This window comes from Ligilactobacillus cholophilus, from assembly GCF_030389495.1.
GTDB classification, from domain to species: domain Bacteria; phylum Bacillota; class Bacilli; order Lactobacillales; family Lactobacillaceae; genus Ligilactobacillus; species Ligilactobacillus cholophilus.
In genome coordinates this window covers 638,299-657,119 of record NZ_CP127832.1, presented here as the reverse complement: position 1 = coordinate 657,119, position 18,821 = coordinate 638,299, and the positions used below count along the sequence as shown (strand labels likewise).

The 18,821-nt window shown below is 29.2% G+C and carries 18 protein-coding genes and 1 other annotated feature; of the genes, 17 read left to right on the top strand and 1 reads right to left on the bottom strand.

Annotation, left to right across the window (positions count from 1 at the left end; translation table 11 throughout):
- Window positions 1–10 precede the first annotated feature (10 nt).
- From QPK35_RS03465 to QPK35_RS03430, 8 genes are all read left to right on the top strand, one after another.
- Window positions 11–1,297 carry an ABC transporter substrate-binding protein gene (locus tag QPK35_RS03465; RefSeq protein WP_290034081.1) on the top strand — a complete coding sequence of 429 codons (1,287 nt, stop codon included), beginning with the start codon at window positions 11–13 and terminating at the stop codon, window positions 1,295–1,297.
- Window positions 1,298–1,419: 122 nt separating this feature from the next.
- Entirely contained in the window at window positions 1,420–1,902 is a 483-nt protein-coding gene (locus QPK35_RS03460; protein ID WP_290034080.1) for a DUF3013 family protein, read from the top strand.
- Window positions 1,903–1,913: 11 nt separating this feature from the next.
- Window positions 1,914–2,801, top strand: a complete 888-nt coding sequence (prmA, locus tag QPK35_RS03455; RefSeq protein WP_290034079.1) for a 50S ribosomal protein L11 methyltransferase — start codon at window positions 1,914–1,916, stop codon at window positions 2,799–2,801.
- Between the two features lie 3 nt (window positions 2,802–2,804).
- Entirely contained in the window at window positions 2,805–3,569 is a 765-nt protein-coding gene (locus tag QPK35_RS03450) for a 16S rRNA (uracil(1498)-N(3))-methyltransferase (protein ID WP_290034078.1), read from the top strand.
- Window positions 3,570–3,608: 39 nt separating this feature from the next.
- The gene (locus tag QPK35_RS03445; protein ID WP_290034077.1) at window positions 3,609–3,929 is read left to right on the top strand and encodes a hypothetical protein; all 321 of its coding nucleotides are present in this window, start codon (window positions 3,609–3,611) and stop codon (window positions 3,927–3,929) included.
- 47 nt (window positions 3,930–3,976) lie between these two features.
- The gene (locus QPK35_RS03440) at window positions 3,977–6,202 is read left to right on the top strand and encodes a RelA/SpoT family protein (RefSeq protein WP_290034076.1); all 2,226 of its coding nucleotides are present in this window, start codon (window positions 3,977–3,979) and stop codon (window positions 6,200–6,202) included.
- Between the two features lie 25 nt (window positions 6,203–6,227).
- Window positions 6,228–6,674 carry a D-aminoacyl-tRNA deacylase gene (gene dtd / locus QPK35_RS03435; RefSeq protein ID WP_290034075.1) on the top strand — a complete coding sequence of 149 codons (447 nt, stop codon included), beginning with the start codon at window positions 6,228–6,230 and terminating at the stop codon, window positions 6,672–6,674.
- A gap of 18 nt (window positions 6,675–6,692) precedes the next feature.
- On the top strand, window positions 6,693–7,322 hold the full coding sequence (locus QPK35_RS03430; RefSeq protein ID WP_290034074.1) for an HAD-IA family hydrolase: 630 nt from the start codon (window positions 6,693–6,695) through the stop codon (window positions 7,320–7,322).
- Window positions 7,323–7,363: 41 nt separating this feature from the next.
- On the opposite strand, the gene QPK35_RS03425 is transcribed toward QPK35_RS03430, so the two are convergent.
- The gene (locus QPK35_RS03425; RefSeq protein ID WP_290034073.1) at window positions 7,364–8,242 is read right to left on the bottom strand and encodes an N-acetylmuramoyl-L-alanine amidase; all 879 of its coding nucleotides are present in this window, start codon (window positions 8,240–8,242) and stop codon (window positions 7,364–7,366) included.
- Between the two features lie 172 nt (window positions 8,243–8,414).
- Window positions 8,415–8,593: a binding site (T-box leader), on the top strand.
- A gap of 67 nt (window positions 8,594–8,660) precedes the next feature.
- Between QPK35_RS03425 and hisS the strand changes: the two genes are divergently transcribed.
- The 9 genes from hisS (at window position 8,661) to QPK35_RS03380 (ending at window position 18,716) form a co-directional block, all read left to right on the top strand.
- Window positions 8,661–9,938, top strand: a complete 1,278-nt coding sequence (hisS, locus tag QPK35_RS03420) for a histidine--tRNA ligase (RefSeq protein WP_290034072.1) — start codon at window positions 8,661–8,663, stop codon at window positions 9,936–9,938.
- A gap of 17 nt (window positions 9,939–9,955) precedes the next feature.
- Window positions 9,956–11,728, top strand: coding sequence for an aspartate--tRNA ligase (aspS, locus tag QPK35_RS03415; RefSeq protein ID WP_290034071.1), 1,773 nt, complete (start codon window positions 9,956–9,958; stop codon window positions 11,726–11,728).
- 148 nt (window positions 11,729–11,876) lie between these two features.
- A complete protein-coding gene (locus QPK35_RS03410) occupies window positions 11,877–12,749 on the top strand; it encodes a YitT family protein (RefSeq protein WP_290034069.1) in 873 nt (290 codons plus the stop codon).
- 17 nt (window positions 12,750–12,766) lie between these two features.
- Window positions 12,767–13,942 carry a CDP-glycerol glycerophosphotransferase family protein gene (locus QPK35_RS03405; RefSeq protein WP_290034068.1) on the top strand — a complete coding sequence of 392 codons (1,176 nt, stop codon included), beginning with the start codon at window positions 12,767–12,769 and terminating at the stop codon, window positions 13,940–13,942.
- 14 nt (window positions 13,943–13,956) lie between these two features.
- Window positions 13,957–15,114 (top strand): glycosyltransferase, encoded by a 1,158-nt coding sequence (locus QPK35_RS03400; RefSeq protein ID WP_290034067.1) that lies wholly within the window; start codon window positions 13,957–13,959, stop codon window positions 15,112–15,114.
- A gap of 2 nt (window positions 15,115–15,116) precedes the next feature.
- A complete protein-coding gene (locus QPK35_RS03395; protein WP_290034065.1) occupies window positions 15,117–16,319 on the top strand; it encodes a glycosyltransferase in 1,203 nt (400 codons plus the stop codon).
- A gap of 14 nt (window positions 16,320–16,333) precedes the next feature.
- Complete coding sequence (locus QPK35_RS03390) at window positions 16,334–17,353, top strand: glycosyltransferase (RefSeq protein ID WP_290034064.1); 1,020 nt, start codon at window positions 16,334–16,336, stop codon at window positions 17,351–17,353.
- 45 nt (window positions 17,354–17,398) lie between these two features.
- Window positions 17,399–17,809 (top strand): glycerol-3-phosphate cytidylyltransferase, encoded by a 411-nt coding sequence (tagD, locus tag QPK35_RS03385; RefSeq protein ID WP_290034234.1) that lies wholly within the window; start codon window positions 17,399–17,401, stop codon window positions 17,807–17,809.
- A gap of 1 nt (window position 17,810) precedes the next feature.
- Complete coding sequence (locus tag QPK35_RS03380; protein WP_290034063.1) at window positions 17,811–18,716, top strand: deoxyribonuclease IV; 906 nt, start codon at window positions 17,811–17,813, stop codon at window positions 18,714–18,716.
- The last annotated feature ends 105 nt before the right edge of the window (window positions 18,717–18,821 follow it).

Here is an 18,821-nt window from a genome sequence, read left to right as displayed (position 1 = left end):
AGGAACTTTTATGAAGTTCATAAAAAAATTAGCAGTTGCAGTTACTACAGCAGCTACTGTTTTTGCAACAATTGCTGGGAGTGTTAATGCTACTGCAAACGCAGATAGTATTCCAACAAAAGTTACAAAGAAAACAACTATTACATTTTGGCATGGAATGTCAGGAAATCAACAAAAGGCATTGGAAAAGTTAACAAAAGATTTTGAAAAAGAAAATCCTAATATTACTGTTAAACTTGAAAATCAAGGACAATATAAAGATTTACAGTCTAAGATTACATCAACTTTGCAATCACCAAAGGATTTGCCAACAATTACTCAAGCATATCCTGGATGGCTATATACAGCAGCTCAAAATGATTTATTAGTTAATTTAAAACCTTATATTAATAATTCAAAAATTGGTTGGGGCAGTGCTGCAAAAAGTGGAATTAAGTCTGATTTATTAGAAGGTGCACAAATTGATGGTAAACAATATGGATTACCATTTAACAAATCAGTTGAAGTATTAGTTTACAATAAAACATTGTTAGATAAGTATGGTGTAAAAGTTCCAACTACAACGAAAGAATTGAAGGAAGCAGCAAAAACAATTTATGAAAAATCAGATCACAAAGTTGTTGGTGCTGGATTTGATTCATTATCAAATTACTACGTTTTAGGTATGAGAAATGAAGGCGTAGATTTTACATCAAAGATTAATTTAACATCAAAGAAATCTAAGAAAGTAATTAATTACTACGCTGATGGAATTAAAGATGGATACTTCAAAACAGCTGGTTCTAATGGATATTTATCAGGTGATTTTTCAAATCAAAAAGTAGCAATGTTTGTTGGTACAAGTGCAGGAGAAAGTTTTGTAAAGAAGGGTGTAAATAATAAGTTCGAATATGGGGTTGCACCTCGTCCAGGAAAATGGAATATGCAACAAGGAACAGATATTTACATGTTTAAAAATGCATCTAAAGAACAAAGAACAGCTGCATTTATGTATATGAAATTCTTAACAAGTAAGAAATCTCAATTATACTGGGCACAACAAACAGGTTATATTCCAGTTTCACAAAGTGTAATTGACAGCAAAGAATATAAGGATAATAAAGATTCTAAAGTTCCAGCACAAGTTGAAGCTTCTACAAAGCATTTATACTCAGTTCCTGTAACAAAGAATTCAAATGCTGCATATCAAGAAATGAATACTATCATGCAAGATATTTTAAGCCATGCAAAAGATGGTAATGTAAATTCATTAATTAAAAAAGGTGAATCACAATTTAAGAATGCATGGAATCAATAATTAAATATTATTGTTTTTAATAAAGACTATGGTAATGCCATAGTCTTTATTTTTATTGTTTTGCAAGTTTTATTAAACCACGATAAAATATTGACAAGAGAATATAAATTGAGGTATGGAAAATGAAACAAAAATCTTTGATTGACTATTTGGATGAGAATTTAGATCAAATTGATTTTGATGGAGCATTAGAATGGAAATGGAACAAAAAAAATCGGTCGTTTATATTAGGAATGGAATTTTATATTGAGAATAATAGTAATCGAGAAATTATAGATTCAAACGATATGAAATCTGTAGAACCCATAATTGATTTTTATGATGAAATTTTATTATTTGATAAAACTAAGGAAATTAAATTTAATAAAGACGATTTTTTAGTTTGTTTACCCTTTAATGGAAAAAAAGGATGGACAAAAGGGGAGGCAGATGCTTTTTTAGATGTATTACAAGATACATTAGATAATGGTGAATCTGATTTAATGGACTTTATTAATGATGAAAAAATTGAAACATTCAATTTAAATTGGAATATGGATGAATTTAAAAAACAACTTGAAAAAAATAATGATGATAATGAAATTCTACCATATCCTAAGTTTTAGGAGGAATATAAATGGAATGGACTAAATTAGTTATTGAAACTTCAAACGAAGCGAGTGAAGCTGTAATAAATATTTTAATGGAAAATAATGCTGGTGGAGTACAAATTGATGATACTAATGGAGCAAATGATGTAGAAATAATTACATATTTCCCAGATAAAATTAATATAATTGAAAAAATTCCTGAGTTAGAAGAAAAAATTAAATCATTATCAAAATACGGATTAAATCCAGGAAAAGCGGTTGTTAAGGTTAGTGATGTTGATGATGAATCATGGAGAGATGTTTGGAAGAAGTATTATCATCCAATTAGAGTTACACGTTATTTGACAATTGTTCCTAGTTGGGAAGATTATGTTCCTGAGGATAAGTTAGAAAATGTCATTAGATTAGATCCAGGACGTGCATTTGGTACAGGTAAGCATCCAACAACTAGTTTAGCATTGTTAGCTTTAGAAAAGACCATTCGTGGAAATGAGTCAATAATAGATGTTGGTACTGGATCAGGTGTTTTAAGTATTGCAGCAAAATATTTAGGTGCTGGTAAAGTTGATGCTTATGATATTGATAATGAGGCTATTAAAGCAACAAAAGAAAATTTAGCTTTAAATTTAGTTGCAAAAGATGTAAATGTTAAAGTTAATAATCTTTTAGATGGAATAAATGAAAAAAAAGACTTAATTGTTGCTAATATTTTAGCGGAAATCATAATACCATTAATTCCTCAAGCTAAAAACAATTTAGTGAAGGGTGGAAAATTCATAACATCAGGAATTATTTCCAATAAAAAAGATATTGTAATTAAAAATTTATTATCAAATGGCTTTATAATTGATGACATTTTAAATGAAAAAGATTGGTATTCAATTATTGCACACGTTCCAATGGCAGGAGAATAATTTATGCAACGATTTTTTACAACAAAAGAATTTTCAATTGAAGATAAAAATAAAAAGTTACTTTTACCAGATGATATTTTTCATCATTTAGTTCATGTTTTAAGAATGAAAAAAGATGATTGCTTTGAACTTGTAACAACTAATGAAAATGGATTTATAGCAAAAATATTAGATGTTGATAAGAAGAAGGGATATTTTGAAATTGTTTCGGAATTACATTGTAATTCTGAATTGCCTGTCGATGTGACAATTGCTTGTGGTGTATCCAAGGGAGATAAAGCAGAAGAAATTGTTAAGAAAGGCACACAACTTGGTGCTAATAACTTCATTTTTTTTAATAGTCAATATTCAGTTGCTAGATGGAATAATAAAAAACAAATAAAAAAAATTCAACGACTTCAAACAATTGCACAAAATGCTGCCGAACAATCACATCGTATGCGTATACCTAATGTTAAATTTATTAGTGGATTAACTGAATTGATCGAGATCAGTAAATCATGTAACTATTCTTTAGTAGCATATGAGGAATCAGCAAAAAATGGTGAGAAGAATGCACTTTCTGATTTAGTAATTAAATTAAAAAAGCATGGATATTCTTCTATAATTTCATTTTTTGGCCCAGAAGGAGGTATTTCTCCTGAAGAAATTGAACAATTATGTAATAATAATTTTATTTGTGCAGCATTAGGACCACGCATTCTTCGTGCTGAAACTGCACCACTTTATTTTTTAAGCGCTCTTTCTTTTGGCTTAGAATTAGAGTAATATATATGTAAATATTTTATATTAAGAGGAATTAAATGAATGAGTAAAAAAATAAATTTAATTAGAACACTGTGGTATATAGTGATTTCAGCAATTTTTGCATTGGTTATTCCAATGGTTTCTGAATTATTTACAATTGATGATGTTACGCAAATTGGTTTTATTGTATTTGGATTTGATATGATTTTTTCAGTTTTAGTAGGTTTGTATGCTGGAAAACATAAAGATTCATGGATTTTACTATTAATTTTTCCAGTTATGTTTTTTATTACAGCAAAAACATTCTTTATTAGTCCTTTAAAATTTGTTGCATTTATTTTTTTAGCAGCTAGTTTATTAGCATATGGTATAAAAAGATAATTAAAATGTCTGATTTATTTTTACTAGAATTAAGGTGAAGGAGAATAATGGAAAAAGAAACAATATGGAATGCTGACGACGTAATAGAAATGTGCCAAAAATATATGAATAAAGAACATGTAAAGTTAGTGCAAAAGGCATGTGATTTTGCAACTTATGTTCATAGTAAGCAATTCCGTCAGTCTGGTGAACCTTATATTATTCATCCAATTCAAGTAGCTGGAATTTTAGCTAATTTAAAAATGGATCCTGAAACAGTTGCTGCTGGATTTTTACATGATGTAGTAGAAGATACTAATGTTACATTAGGTGATATTGGGGAATTGTTTAATCACGATGTTGAAGTAATTGTTGATGGTGTCACAAAATTAGGTAAAATTAGATACAAGTCTCATCAAGAACAACTTGCTGAAAATCATCGTAAATTATTACTTGCAATGGCAAAAGATTTACGTGTAATTATTGTTAAATTGGCAGATCGTTTACATAATATGAGAACTTTAGGACATTTAAGACCTGATAAGCAAAGAAGAATTGCAAATGAAACGTTAGAGATTTATGCTCCACTAGCAGATCGTTTAGGAATTAGTACAATAAAATGGGAATTAGAAGATATATCATTAAGATATTTGAATCCACAACAATATTATAGAATTGTTCATTTAATGGACTCTAAAAGAACAGAACGAATTAAGTATATTAATGAAGCAATTGAAGATATAAAAGATGCGATTAAAGATCTTAATATTGAATGTGAAATTTACGGTCGACCAAAGCATATTTATTCGATTTATAGGAAAATGCGTGACCAACATAAGCAATTTAGTCAGATTTATGACTTGTTAGCTGTTAGAGTAATTGTTAAATCAATTAAAGATTGTTATGCAGTTTTAGGTGCAATTCATACTAAATGGAAACCAATGCCAGGTAGATTCAAAGATTATATTGCAATGCCTAAAGCAAATATGTATCAGTCGTTACATACAACAGTTATTGGACCAAAAGGAAAACCATTTGAGGTTCAAATAAGAACTGAAGAGATGCATAGAGTTGCTGAATATGGTATTGCTGCACATTGGGCATATAAAGAAGGAAAAACTGATCCAGTTAAAGCTACGGTAACTGGAGATAAGCTGAATATCTTTAAAGAAATTATTGAACTTCAAAATGAATCAGTTAATGCAAAGGATTTTATGGACAGTGTTAAAGGTGATCTCTTTAGTGACCGAGTGTATGCATTTACTCCTAAGGGAGATGTTACAGAATTGCCTAAAGGCGCTGGACCACTTGATATGGCGTATGCAATTCATACTGAGATTGGAAATCATACAACTGGAGCAAAGGTAAATGGTAAAATTGTACCATTAAATTATCAAATTAAAAATGGCGATATTGTAGATATTTTAACTTCAACAAATTCTGTAGGACCTGGAAGAGATTGGTTAAAGTTAGTCCACACTAATAGGGCACGGAATAAAATTAGAAAATTTTTCAAAAAACGAGATCGAGAAGAAAATCTAGATAAGGGACGCGAAATTTTAGATAATACTTTAACTGAAGAAGGATTTAATCCACATGATGTTTTAGTTGAAAAAAATATTAAACGAGTATTAACTAAAAAACAACTTCCTTCAATGGAAGAGTTATACGTTGGAATTGGTTTTGGAAGCATTCAACCACTAGGAATCGTAAATTTACTTACAAAAGATATTCGACAAAAGCGTGAAGACGAAGAACGAAAAAAACAAGAAAAAGAATTATTAGAACATCATAAAAAAATTGAAAATGTAAAAAATGATCATGAAAAAATTCAAGAAAAGCAAAGTGATATTTTAATTGCTGGAATTGATAATATGATGGTTCGATTAAGTCGATGTTGTAATCCTATTCCTGGAGATAAAATTGTTGGTTATATTACCAAAGGAAGAGGTGTCTCGATTCACCGTGTAGACTGTCCAAATGTTAATTCTGAGGAACAACATGGACAAAGATTAATTAATGTCTCCTGGAATACATTGCCAAGTGAGCAAAAATTATATGATGCAGAATTAAAAATTCAAGGATACAATCGAAGTGGCTTATTAAGTGACATATTACAAGTCATTAATAATACTACTAAGACATTAAAGTCTGTGAATGGAAATGTTGATCATAATCAAATGACTACAGTTACAGTTGTCATTAGAATTCGTAACAAAGTTCATTTGCAACGATTGATAGATAATGTAAAGCGTATTCCAGACGTTTATTTAGTAGAACGTCCAATTCATTAATTATATTTAAAATGGAGGATATGTTATGCGCGTTGTCTTACAAAGGGTAAAAAGTGCAAAAGTAGAAATTGATAAGGAAATTGTCGGAGAGATTAATAAAGGTTTTTTATTATTAGTTGGTTTTGGAAAGAATGATAGTACTAAACAAATTGATTATTTGGCACGTAAAATTGTAAATGCTAGGCTTTTTAATGATGAAAATGGTAAAATGAATTTGTCAATAAAAGAAATTGAGGGTAAAATTTTATCAGTTTCGCAATTTACTCTATATGCTGCAACCAAAAAGGGAAATCGTCCAAATTTTATGTTGGCACAAGAACCGGAGATTGCGAAAGAAAACTATAGATATTTTAATAATAAATTACAATCTTTTGGAATCGAAGTTGAAACTGGAAAGTTTGGTGCAGATATGCAAGTAAGTTTGATAAATGATGGCCCAGTTACAATTATTTATGACACTGATGAAATTTAATTGAAAAGAGTGAGAAACGTGTATCGAGAATTTTTCTGGGATTTTGATGGTACTTTGTTTGATACTTATCCAGGTATGGTAAAAGCTTTTATAACTGTTTTTAAAGATGAAAATATCGATTTAGATGAAAGCGCAGTTTATAAAAGAATGCGCCAAACATCATTAGGACAAACCTTTAAATACTACTGTGATCAAAATGGACTTCAAGATCCAAAAAAAATGCGTGAGTTATACAACCCAGTTGAGGAAAAACTAGAGGAAAATATGCATCCATTTGTTGGAGTCAAAGATGTTCTAGAAAGAGTCGTAGACGAAGGTGGTCACAATTATTTGATGACTCACAGAAATCAAAGTTCTTTAGAAATGCTTGACGGATTTGATTTGAAAAAATATTTCAAAGATGCAGTTACAGCTGAAAAATCATTTCCAAGAAAACCAAATCCTGCTTCATTAAATTCATTAGTAGAAAAATATGAATTGAATCCTGAAAATTGTGTAATGGTTGGTGATCGTGTTTTGGATATCGAAGCTGCACATAATGCAAAAATGTCAGGGATTTTATTTGATCCTGATGATTTAATTGTAGAACCTGTGGAACCAGAACACCGTATTCATCAAATTAGCGATATTATAAAATGGATTGATTAATAAAAAAGCACAACAATCAAATTGTTGTGCTTTTTTATTTACTATGAATTGTTTGATATTACTGTATTCTCATCTTTGCCTTCAAAGAATAATTTCAATCCTTTGACAACATCACTTGTAACTTGATTTTGATAATTACTATCTGTAATCATACTAAAGTCTCTTGCTGAATTAATATAGCCACTTTCTAATAAAACAGCAGGTCGAGTATTATCTCTTAATACTAGGAAATTTCCAAAATCTACTCCTCGATTATCAATTCCGAGAGAAGTTAATTGACTATTAATATCATTTGCTAATCTAAGTGAACCATTATCTTTATGATAATAATATGTTGTAAATCCAGTTGCAGTATTATTTTGCGGTGAAGAATCAAAATGAAAACTAATAAAAGCATCAGCATGTACTTGTTCAGCTAGTAAAGGACGTTTGCTTAAACTTACTGTTTCATTTGAACTTCGAGTCATATAAACTCGAGCACCTTCTTTACGCAATTTTTCTGCTAATTGTTTTGCATATTTAAGGGTATATGTTTTCTCTTGTTTTCCTTGGATAGAGAGAGCTCCAGAGTCTTCACCACCATGCCCTGCATCAATAACAATTGTGGCTTCTGAGATTGAATTGATTGGAACTTTATAATCAGAACTTATCATCCATGATCCCATCCATCCATATTTATTTTTATCAGTTTTTACATAAACCCAATTATATTTATGTTTTAAAACCTTTACACGGCTATTTTTCTGTATAGAGCATTCTTTTTTTGCACTAATTTCAGGTTTTTCGTATAAAGCAGCATTTTCAGTTTCAATTGGAACTTGTTCAAAATATGTATAAGTTCTAAAACCTAATACAGCAATAAATAATAACAATATTAACCATAAATAAGAAGAACTATTTTCGTTTTCGCTTTCTTGCATAATCAATCTCCAAAGTTTATAAATTAACTTCATATTAGCAAATTTTTTTAAAAGCGTGCAACTGTATTCATGATTATAATAATTTTTTAGAATTTTTTTCAGATTAAATTTATAATTAGTGCTAATTAAACTTGACTAAATTTTTAATCCTTTGTAAACTTTATCTAGTTAAATAAATCCGATGAGAAAGACTAGTAATTCGAAAAAAATTTTTAAGAGAGTAAGAGGTTGGTGGAATCTTACAATTTTTTAGAATGAAGACACTTTTGAGGTGTACATTAGTACCGTGAGGAGCGTTATTCCTAAGCAATAAGTTAAGGTGGTACCGTGCACACTAAGTGCGCCCTTGAATTGGAAAAAATATTCCAATCAAGGGCGTTTTATATTTAACTATAAAATATAGAAGGGAATTGAAATTTTGAAATATCAAAAACCAAAGGGAACAGCAGATATTTTAGCTGATGAATCAACTAAATGGCAATATGTAGAAGAGAAAGCACGAGAATTATTTAAGAAGTATCGTTATCACGAAATGCGTACTCCAATTTTTGAAAATTTTGAAGTGTTTTCAAGAACTTCAGGAGAAACCTCAGATATTGTTACAAAAGAAATGTATGATTTTCATGATAAGGGAGATCGTCACATTACATTAAGACCAGAAGGAACAGCAGGTGTTGTTCGTTCATTTGTAGAAAATAAATTATATGGGCCTGAATATCAAAAGCCATATAAGGTATATTATATGGGACCAATGTTCCGTTATGAAAGACCACAATCTGGTCGGCTACGTGAATTTCATCAAATTGGTGTAGAAGCATTTGGCGTAGATAATCCTACTTTAGATGTGGAAGTAATTGCAATGGCAATTGATTTACTAAAAAGCGTAGAGATTAATAGTTTAAAATTAGTGATTAATACATTAGGAGATATTGAAACTCGTCAAAATTATCGACAAGCGCTAATTGATTATCTGGAACCATTTGAAGATCAGCTTTCAGAAGATTCAAAAGAAAGAATGCATAAGAATCCACTTCGTGTTTTAGATAGTAAAGATGAAAACGATCAAAAAATTGTAGAAAATGCACCATCAATACTAGATTTCTTAACAGATAATTCAAAAAAACATTTTGAAACTGTGAAGTCATTATTAGATGATCTAGGTATTAAATATGAAATTGATGCAAATATGGTACGTGGATTAGATTATTATAATCATACTATTTTTGAAATAATGAGTGATTCAAAAGCTTTTGGTGGGAAATGGACTACTGTATGTGCTGGAGGACGCTACAATGGGCTTGTAGAACAATTAGGTGGGCCAGCAACGCCAGGTGTAGGCTTTGGATTAGGTGTTGAACGCTTATTACTTATTTTAAACACTGAAAAAGATAAATTACCACTTGATGATGACTTAGATGTTTATGTTGTTGGCATTGGAAATGAAACAAACGCTAAATCATTAGAAATTGTTCAAGCATTACGCCAACAAGGCTTCTCTGCTGATCGAGATTATTTAAATCGAAAACCAAAGGGGCAATTTAAAACAGCAAGTCGTTTAGCGGCTAAATATACAATTACTATTGGTGAACGTGAAATTGCAGAGAATAAAGCTAATATTAAAGATATGGCAAGTGGACAAGAAAATTCAGTAAACTTAGATGATATATTAAATAACTTTGAAAATGTTATAAAGTAGTTTTGGAGGATTATAGGTTGAGAAGAACAACATATGCTGGACTTGTAGATGAGAGTTATCTAGGAAAAGAGATTGTACTTAAAGGTTGGGTTCAAAAGCGCAGAAATTTAGGGAATTTAATTTTTATTGATTTACGTGATCGTGAAGGAATTGTTCAATTAGTATTTAGTCAAGAATTTGGTCCGGAAGCATTGAAAATTGCAGATTCATTACGAAGTGAATATGTTATTGAAGTAGTAGGAAAAGTTGTTGCACGTAATGAAAATGCAATTAACCCAAATATGAAAACTGGAAAAATTGAAGTTGAAGTTAGCGATGTTAAAATTTTGAATAAGGCTAAATTAACTCCTTTTGAAATTGTAAATAATACAAATGCAACTGATGAAATGCGATTAAAATATCGTTATTTAGATCTACGTCGACCAGAAATGCAAAAGTCATTAATGATTCGAAATCGTATAACGCAGACAGTACATCGTTATTTAGATGAAAATCACTTTATGAATATTGAAACACCATATTTGACACGGTCTACACCTGAGGGGGCTCGTGATTATTTAGTTCCTTCAAGAGTATATCCTGGACATTTTTATGCATTACCACAATCCCCACAATTATTTAAGCAACTATTGATGGGTGCTGGCTTTGATAGATATTATCAAATTGCTCGTTGTTTCCGTGACGAAGATTTGCGAGGAGATCGACAACCTGAATTTACTCAAATTGATATTGAAACATCATTCATGGATCAAGATGAAATTATTGAAATGACAGAAGGTTTATTAAAGGCAGTCATGAAGGATACTTTAGGAATTGAAATTCAAACACCAATTCAACGTATCACATGGGATGAAGCAATGGATCGATTTGGTTCAGATAAACCAGACATTCGTTTTGATATGGAATTGCAAGATATGGGAAGTGCAGTTAAAGAATCTGGATTTAAGGTTTTCGATAGCACATTAGAAAATGGTGGACAAGTTAAGGCGATTACTGTTCCAAATGGTGCTGAAAAATATTCTCGTAAGCAAATTGATGCAAAACAAGAGTACATTAAACGATTTGGTGCAAAGGGATTAGCATGGATGAAAGTTACAGATGATGGCCTTGCTGGACCAATTGCAAAATTCTTTAAAGATCGTGAAAAACAAATTTTAGAAGCAGCAAATGCTAAAATTGGTGACTTAATTTTGTTTGTTGCTTCTACACGAAAAGTAGTAGCAGATTCACTTGGCTATTTGCGAAAAGAAATTGCCAAGGAACAAAATATGATTGATGAAAATCAATTTGCATTTGTTTGGGTAGTAGACTGGCCATTATTTGAATATAGTGAAGAATTCCAACAATATATTGCAGCTCATCATCCATTTACAATGCCAAATGAAGAAGACTTAGAGTTATTGAAGACAGACCCACATAAATGTCATGCACAAAGTTATGATATTGTTTTAAATGGATATGAATTAGGTGGTGGATCAATTCGTATCCATCAACGTGATATTCAAGAAGACATGTTTAAGGCATTAGGCTTTACTAAAGAAAAAGCAGAAGAACAATTTGGTTGGTTTATGGATGCATTAGATTATGGATTCCCACCACATGGTGGTTTGGCACTTGGATTAGATCGTTTTGCAATGCTTTTATCAAAGAAAGATAACATTCGTGAAGTAATTGCATTTCCTAAAAATTCAAAAGCTACTGAACCTTTGACACATGCACCAAGTATTGTTGCTGAAAAACAACTTGAAGATTTGCATATTGATGTGGAAGATGTAAAGGACGATGAATAATATAAAAAAGCTCTTAGTTAATAAGGGCTTTTTTATATGGAAAATTTAATTTATTTCTTTATCGCTGGATAAAACATTGATAAAATTATATGAGGTAGTATAATAAAATAAATTATTTGGAAAATGATAGAAAAGTGGTCATTTAAAGATGAATGAATTACAAAAAAGATGGAAAAAACATATTTATCTTTCTCGTGCTTCAGCCGCATTTATATATGGATTATTAGTTTCTGTAGCGATGAATTTCTTTTGGGATCCAGGTCATATTTATTCTTCAGGAATAACTGGATTAGCACAATTACTAAATTCATTATTAAAGCACACTGTTTTTCCATTATCAACTGCGTTATTAATTTTCCTATTAAATTTGCCATTAATTATATTAGCTTGGAAACAAATAGGTCATAGATTTACAATTTTTACAGTAATTGCAGTTGTATGTTCTAGTGTAATGATTAAGTTATTACATCCAACAGTTTTAACAAAAGATCCCATGGTATGTGCAATTTTTGGTGCTATTTTAAATGGATATGGGACAGGTTATGCACTAAAAAGTGGGATTTCAACTGGAGGATTAGATATTATAAGTTTAATCGTAAGAAAATTAACTGGGAAATCTGTTGGTACAGTTAATATGATATTTAATGCATTTATCGTTTTAGCGGCTGGTCTTGTTTATGGTTGGCCATATGCTTTTTATTCAGCAATTGGATTATTTATTAATGCACAGGTAATGGATGCTATTTATACAAGACAACAGAAAATGTTAGTGATGATTATTACAACAAAACCAAATAGTGTAGTTGATTGTATTCAAACACATATGAGACGAGGCATTACAATTGTTCATGGTGCAGAAGGGGCATATCGACACGATGCAAAGGCAATTTTATTTACAGTAATTTCCAGATATGAGATTCCAGAATTACATGCTGCATTAAATGAATCAGACCCACATGCCTTTGTAAGTATTACAGAAAATGTCCATACAATTGGTCATTTCTATGAACCAGAACCATAATTTTAAGGTGAATAAGAATGAAAAAAATTATTTATATTTGGCTTGTTAAGCTAATTTCAAAATTAAAGCATGAAAAAAAGCCTGAAAATATTGTATATTTAATGAGCTTTAATGGAAACGTAAATTTTATTAAAGAACTAAGTAAATTAGCAGATAACAAACATTCATTAACTGTACTCTATTTACCACAATGTCAAAATGATGCTAATAAATTAAACAAAATAGGAATAAAAACAGTTAAATTTCAAAATAATATTGATTTTTTAATACATAAATTACCTTTTATTTTAAACGCTCAGTTGTTAATTTGTGATAATTATTATGCTTTTTTAAGTGGAATTGGTTTTGATCATGATAAAACGCATGTTGTACAAATTTGGCATGCGAATGGTGCAGTAAAATCCTTTGGTTGGGATGAACCACAAACTTTAAAACGTTCTAAAAGTGATAAAAAAAGATTTCAAAGAGTATATAATCAATTTGATGAGTTTATTGTCGGATCAACTATGATGGGAGAAGTTTTTCAACGAAGTTATCATATTTCAAAAGAAAAAATTAGTTTATTAGGATATCCAAGGACTGATAATTTATTTAATTGCAAATGGCAATCTAAAACTTTGGATAAAATTTACTATAGGCATCCAGAATTAAAGGGAAAAGAAATTCTTCTATATGCACCAACATATAGAGAAGATGAAAATCATAAAGTGAAATTAGAATTACCAATTGATTTAGATTTGATCTTAAAGCAACTAAATAAAAATCAGAAATTAATTATTAAACTACATCCTCATTTAATAAAAGAGGAGAAAAATTTAAAACAAAGATTTCAAGATGAACATTTAATTTGGATAGATGATTTTTCTACTAATGATTTACTTTTAATTACTGATAGACTAATAACTGATTATTCATCTGTGATTTTCGATTATACTCTATTACCAAATGCTAAACAAATAATACTTTATTGTTATGATTTTAAAGAATATAAAGAAAATATTGGAATTCAAAAAGATTTTCAAGAATGGGCACCTGGCCCCATTGTTACTTCTGAGGCAGAACTTAATTCAATTATAAAGAAACCTTTAAAAAGGGCTAATTTTGATAAATTTAATATAAAATGGAATACGTTCAATGACGGCAATGCAACTGAACGTGTCATTAAACATGAAGAAAATTATTTACATTCGTAAAGAGGGAGATAATTATGCGGCGAAAAATTACGATTTTTGGTTTTTTTAGTGAAGACAGCGGTTTAACATGTTTTATTAAAACAAATTATCATGCATTAGTAGCAGAAGGTTATGATTTTAACATTATTAACACTGCTAATTATCGTCCTGCAAGAGAACTAAAAAGACTTGGTACATATTATGAAGTTCCATTTTATTTTTCAGATATTAATGGACGTAATTTTTTTCAAAAGAGGAAAAATTTTATTCGTGAATTAAAGGATATACTTGAAGAATGCCGCAATACAAGCCAAACAATACATTTATATCTCAATACATTATGTGATCCAATTTCTATAATATTGGCACATAAGGCAAATTTTAATCGCATAATTACTCATGCTTATGCTGATTATACCAATATTTTTAATATTGCTGAAAAACAATTACAATATGTCGGACGCAAAATGGTGGAAAAATATGCAACTGATTACATTGCTGTAACACCTGAAGCTGCAAACTTCTTTTATTCTAAAAAATTACAGAGAAGTCCTAAATTTAGTATTATTCAAAATGGAATTGCTGTAAAAAAACAAAGATATCATGAAGAGCAAAATTTATATTATCGTAAAAGATATGGAATAGATAGTAAAACTTTTGTTATTGGGAATGTTGGAAGATTTATCAATTCAAAGAATCAAGTTTTTTTAGTTGAATGCTTTGATTTATTTCAAAAGATATATCCTAATGCTAAGTTAGTATTTATTGGTGATGGGCCAATGATTGAGGATGTTCGCCAAAGAGTATATCAACTTAATCTAGAAAGTAAGGTCATTTTTACAGGTTATTTAGAAAATACTGAAGAAGTGCAAAATATATTTAATGTTTTTGCATACCCAGCAATTAGTGATGGATTATCACTATCGTTATTACATAGTATTGCCAATGGTGCAATGGCTGTAGTTTCAAATACACAATCACAACAATTGAAAGAATTAGATGGAATTGTGTCATTGCCAATTGATAATGCTCAATTATGGGCAGATGAATTTTATCGATTAAATCAACGTAGATATAATCGAAGCATACAAAGTGAAAAAATAATGTCAGAACTTATTCAACATGGTTTTACAATTTCCACTGTATCACGACAATTAAAAAAATTATATGGTAGACCACAATGGGAGGATTAAAAATGAAAAAAATTGCAATCATTGGATATAATCTTTTTTCTATTGGTGGAACTACACGTAATAATATAAATCAATTAAAAAATTTTGTTGAAAATAACTTTGATGTATTTTATTTTAATTTTACTTTTTTTAATCAAACTGATATAAGGAATTTATTAGTTAGTGAACCAACTTTAAAAAAAGTTCATTTTAGGGAAATTAATGATTTTTTTGAAAATCAACAACCACGAGATTTAGATATAATAATAATTAGTCGCGAAAGTTTATTTCCATTAAGTGAATTATTGCGTTCATTTTATTCTGACGCAGTTATTTTAGGAGAAATTCATACTCCTTTAGCATTACTAAAAAAAATATATGGCTTAAAATATTTTACTGCAATTCGAGTAGCAACTAAGAAAATAAAAAAAGAATTTGAATCAAAGTATCATTATCAAAATGTTTTTGTGAAAACAGTAAATGCTAATCATATCTGTTGGAGTAATGAAAAATTTCAATTTAAAAAAACGAATAACTTTTTAATTTCTAGTCGTTTTTCAGAAGATCAAAAAGATATAATATATGCTTTGAAAATCTTTTGTAATTTAAAAAAACAAGGATATAATAAATTTCATTTATATTTAATGGGAACAGGTCCAGATAAAAGAATATATCAACATTATATAAAAGAAAATCATTTACAAGATATGATCACATTTACGAAAAAAATTCCTGAAAATTATATCTATTTATCTACTGCTAAATATGAAACTTTTGGTTATTCAATTATGGAAACAATTGCTAAGGGACACTTAGTAATTGCTTATGTTGGTGATGACTTTTCAATTAAAGATATATATAATGATTTTCCTTCTGTATTTTGGATAAAAAAGGAAAATATTTTATCAGATGCTAAATGTTTAATAAAGGCATCACAAACTAAACTTACATTGAACGAATATCGACAAGATAAAAAATATTTTGATAAATTAACATATGGCGAAAACTATAATGATGAGTTTAATAAATTCTTACTTGAGTTAAAAAACTTATCAGTAAATTCAATAAATGTAGATCAAAAAGAAATTCAAAAAATAAAAAAACAAATTCAAGAAGAGTTAGGACCATTAAATGCAAATTTAGTTATAAAAATTTATCATTATCTTATGCAAAATAAGTTATTTGGGAATTTGATTATAAAGTTAAAAAATATTATTAAAAAATAAGAAAGAAGTTTTTTATGGTTAATTATGTACTTACATCAGATATTTATAAGGGATATAAGCATGCTGGGCCCAAAGCAAAAGCTGATATTAATAAATTTTTAGCAGATGATGGTTGGAAAATATTGGATTTGGATTTACCTATAAAAAGAATTCCTAAATTAATATATCGGTTCTCAAAATTACCTAAATTGTTTAAAGGAAAAGATATTCAAAATATTATTTTTCAATATCCTATGTACTCTGTATTTTTGACTAAATCAATTATTAAAGAGATCAGAAGACAAACAAATGCTAATATCATTTTTGTAATCCATGATTATGAATCAATCCGTAAATATAAGGGTGACACAACATTTTTTAAAAATGAAGTGGAAATATTTAATTCTGTAGATTGTTTAATTGTGCATAGTGTGGCAATGAAAAATGAGATGAGAAAAAATGGAATTAAAACCAAAATGGTTATATTAGGATTGTTTGATTACTATAATCCTCAACCACTAATTAGCCATTCAAATTATGATCATTCTATTTGTTTTGCTGGTAATTTAGAAAAGTCTTCATTTTTAACTAAATTGACTTTAAAAGATTCTCATGCATATTTATTTGGAATGGATCCAGCATCGAATTATCCCCAAAATATTAGTTATGAGGGCCTCTATCAGGCTGAAGAATTACCCAAACACTTAAAAGGGGACTTTGGATTAGTTTGGGATGGAACAACATTAAATGGTGATGGAGGAATTTATGCTGATTATCAAAGATTTAATGCACCTCATAAAGCTTCGTTATATGTTAGTTCAGGAATGCCAGTTATTGTTTCTAAAAAAGCTGCAATTAGTGATTTTGTAATTGATAATAAAATAGGAATTGCAGTAGATAGTTTAAACAATTTAGATACAGAGTTATATAAAATTACTGAAACTCAGTATTTACAAATGCAAAATAATACAAAAATTATCGCAAAGAAACTACGAAATGGTTTGATGATAAAGAATGCAATAAGTACTGCAATTAATATTATTTCAAATAAATAACTTTTATTGTCAAATCAGTTATAATCTTTTTTAGGAGTTGATATTATTAAACGAGTTATTACATATGGCACATTTGATTTACTTCATTATGGACATGTAAATCTTTTGCGTCGTGCTAAAGAATATGGCGATTATTTAATTGTTGGTTTATCAACTGATGAATTTAATTATCGTCAAAAACACAAGAAATCTTATTTTGATTATGCTCAACGAAAACAACTATTAGAGGCAATTCGTTATGTAGATAAAGTTATTCCTGAAAAAAGTTGGGATCAAAAAAAATCAGATGTACATAAATTTGATATAGACACCTTTGTAATTGGAGATGACTGGAAAGGAAAATTCGATTATTTAAAAGACGAAGGTGTAAAAGTAGTTTATCTTCCACGAACTCCAGAAATAAGTACAACTCAAATAAAAGAAGACTTAAATATTAAAAAGAATGAAGGGAAATAATATGTTACTTGGATCGCATGTAAGTATGAGTGGTAAAAAAATGCTATTAGGTTCTGCAGAAGAAGCTTTTAGTTTTGGTGAAAATACATTTATGATTTATACAGGTGCACCTCAAAATACAAAAAGAAAACCAATAGATGAAATGAATATTCCTGCCGGCCAAGCATATATGCAAGATCATGATTTATCACATATTGTAGTGCATGCACCTTATATTATAAATTTAGGAAATACAAAAAAACCTGATAAATTCGAATTTGCAGTTCAATTTTTACATGATGAAATTGTACGTGCTCAAGCATTAGGAGCTCATCAAATGACCTTGCATCCAGGTGCACACGTTGGTGCAGGTTCTGAAGCAGCAATTGAAAATATTGCTAAGGGACTAAATGAAGTATTAACAAAAGATCAAACGGTTCAAATTGCAATTGAAACAATGGCAGGAAAAGGAACAGAAGTTGGTAAAACATTTGAGCAAATTGCACAGATGATTGAAAAAATTAAATTAGATGACAAAGTCTCTGTAACCTTAGATACATGCCATGCAAATGATGCTGGTTATGATATAAAAAATGATTTTGATGGTGTTTTAAATGACTTTGACCATGTAATTGGACTTGATCGACTTAAAGTTATTCATTTAAATGATTCAAAAAATCCTATGGGAAGTCACAAGGACAGACATGCAAATATTGGATTTGGAACGATTGGCTTTGATGCTTTAAATTATGTTGCACATCATGAACAATTACAAAATATTTCAAAAATTTTAGAAACACCATATGTTGGACCTGATAAAAAACATAAATATGCTCCATATGCATATGAAATTCAAATGCTGAAGAAACAAGAATTTAATTCAGACATGTTAGATGAAATTCTTAAAAATAAGGGAAAGTTAGTTTAGATTTTTTGTTCGATAGTTATTTAAAAAGACTGATTTTATACAGTCTTTTTTTAATTGTTTATTTTTCAAGTCATCAATTTGGTTAAATATTATGAAGTTTAAATA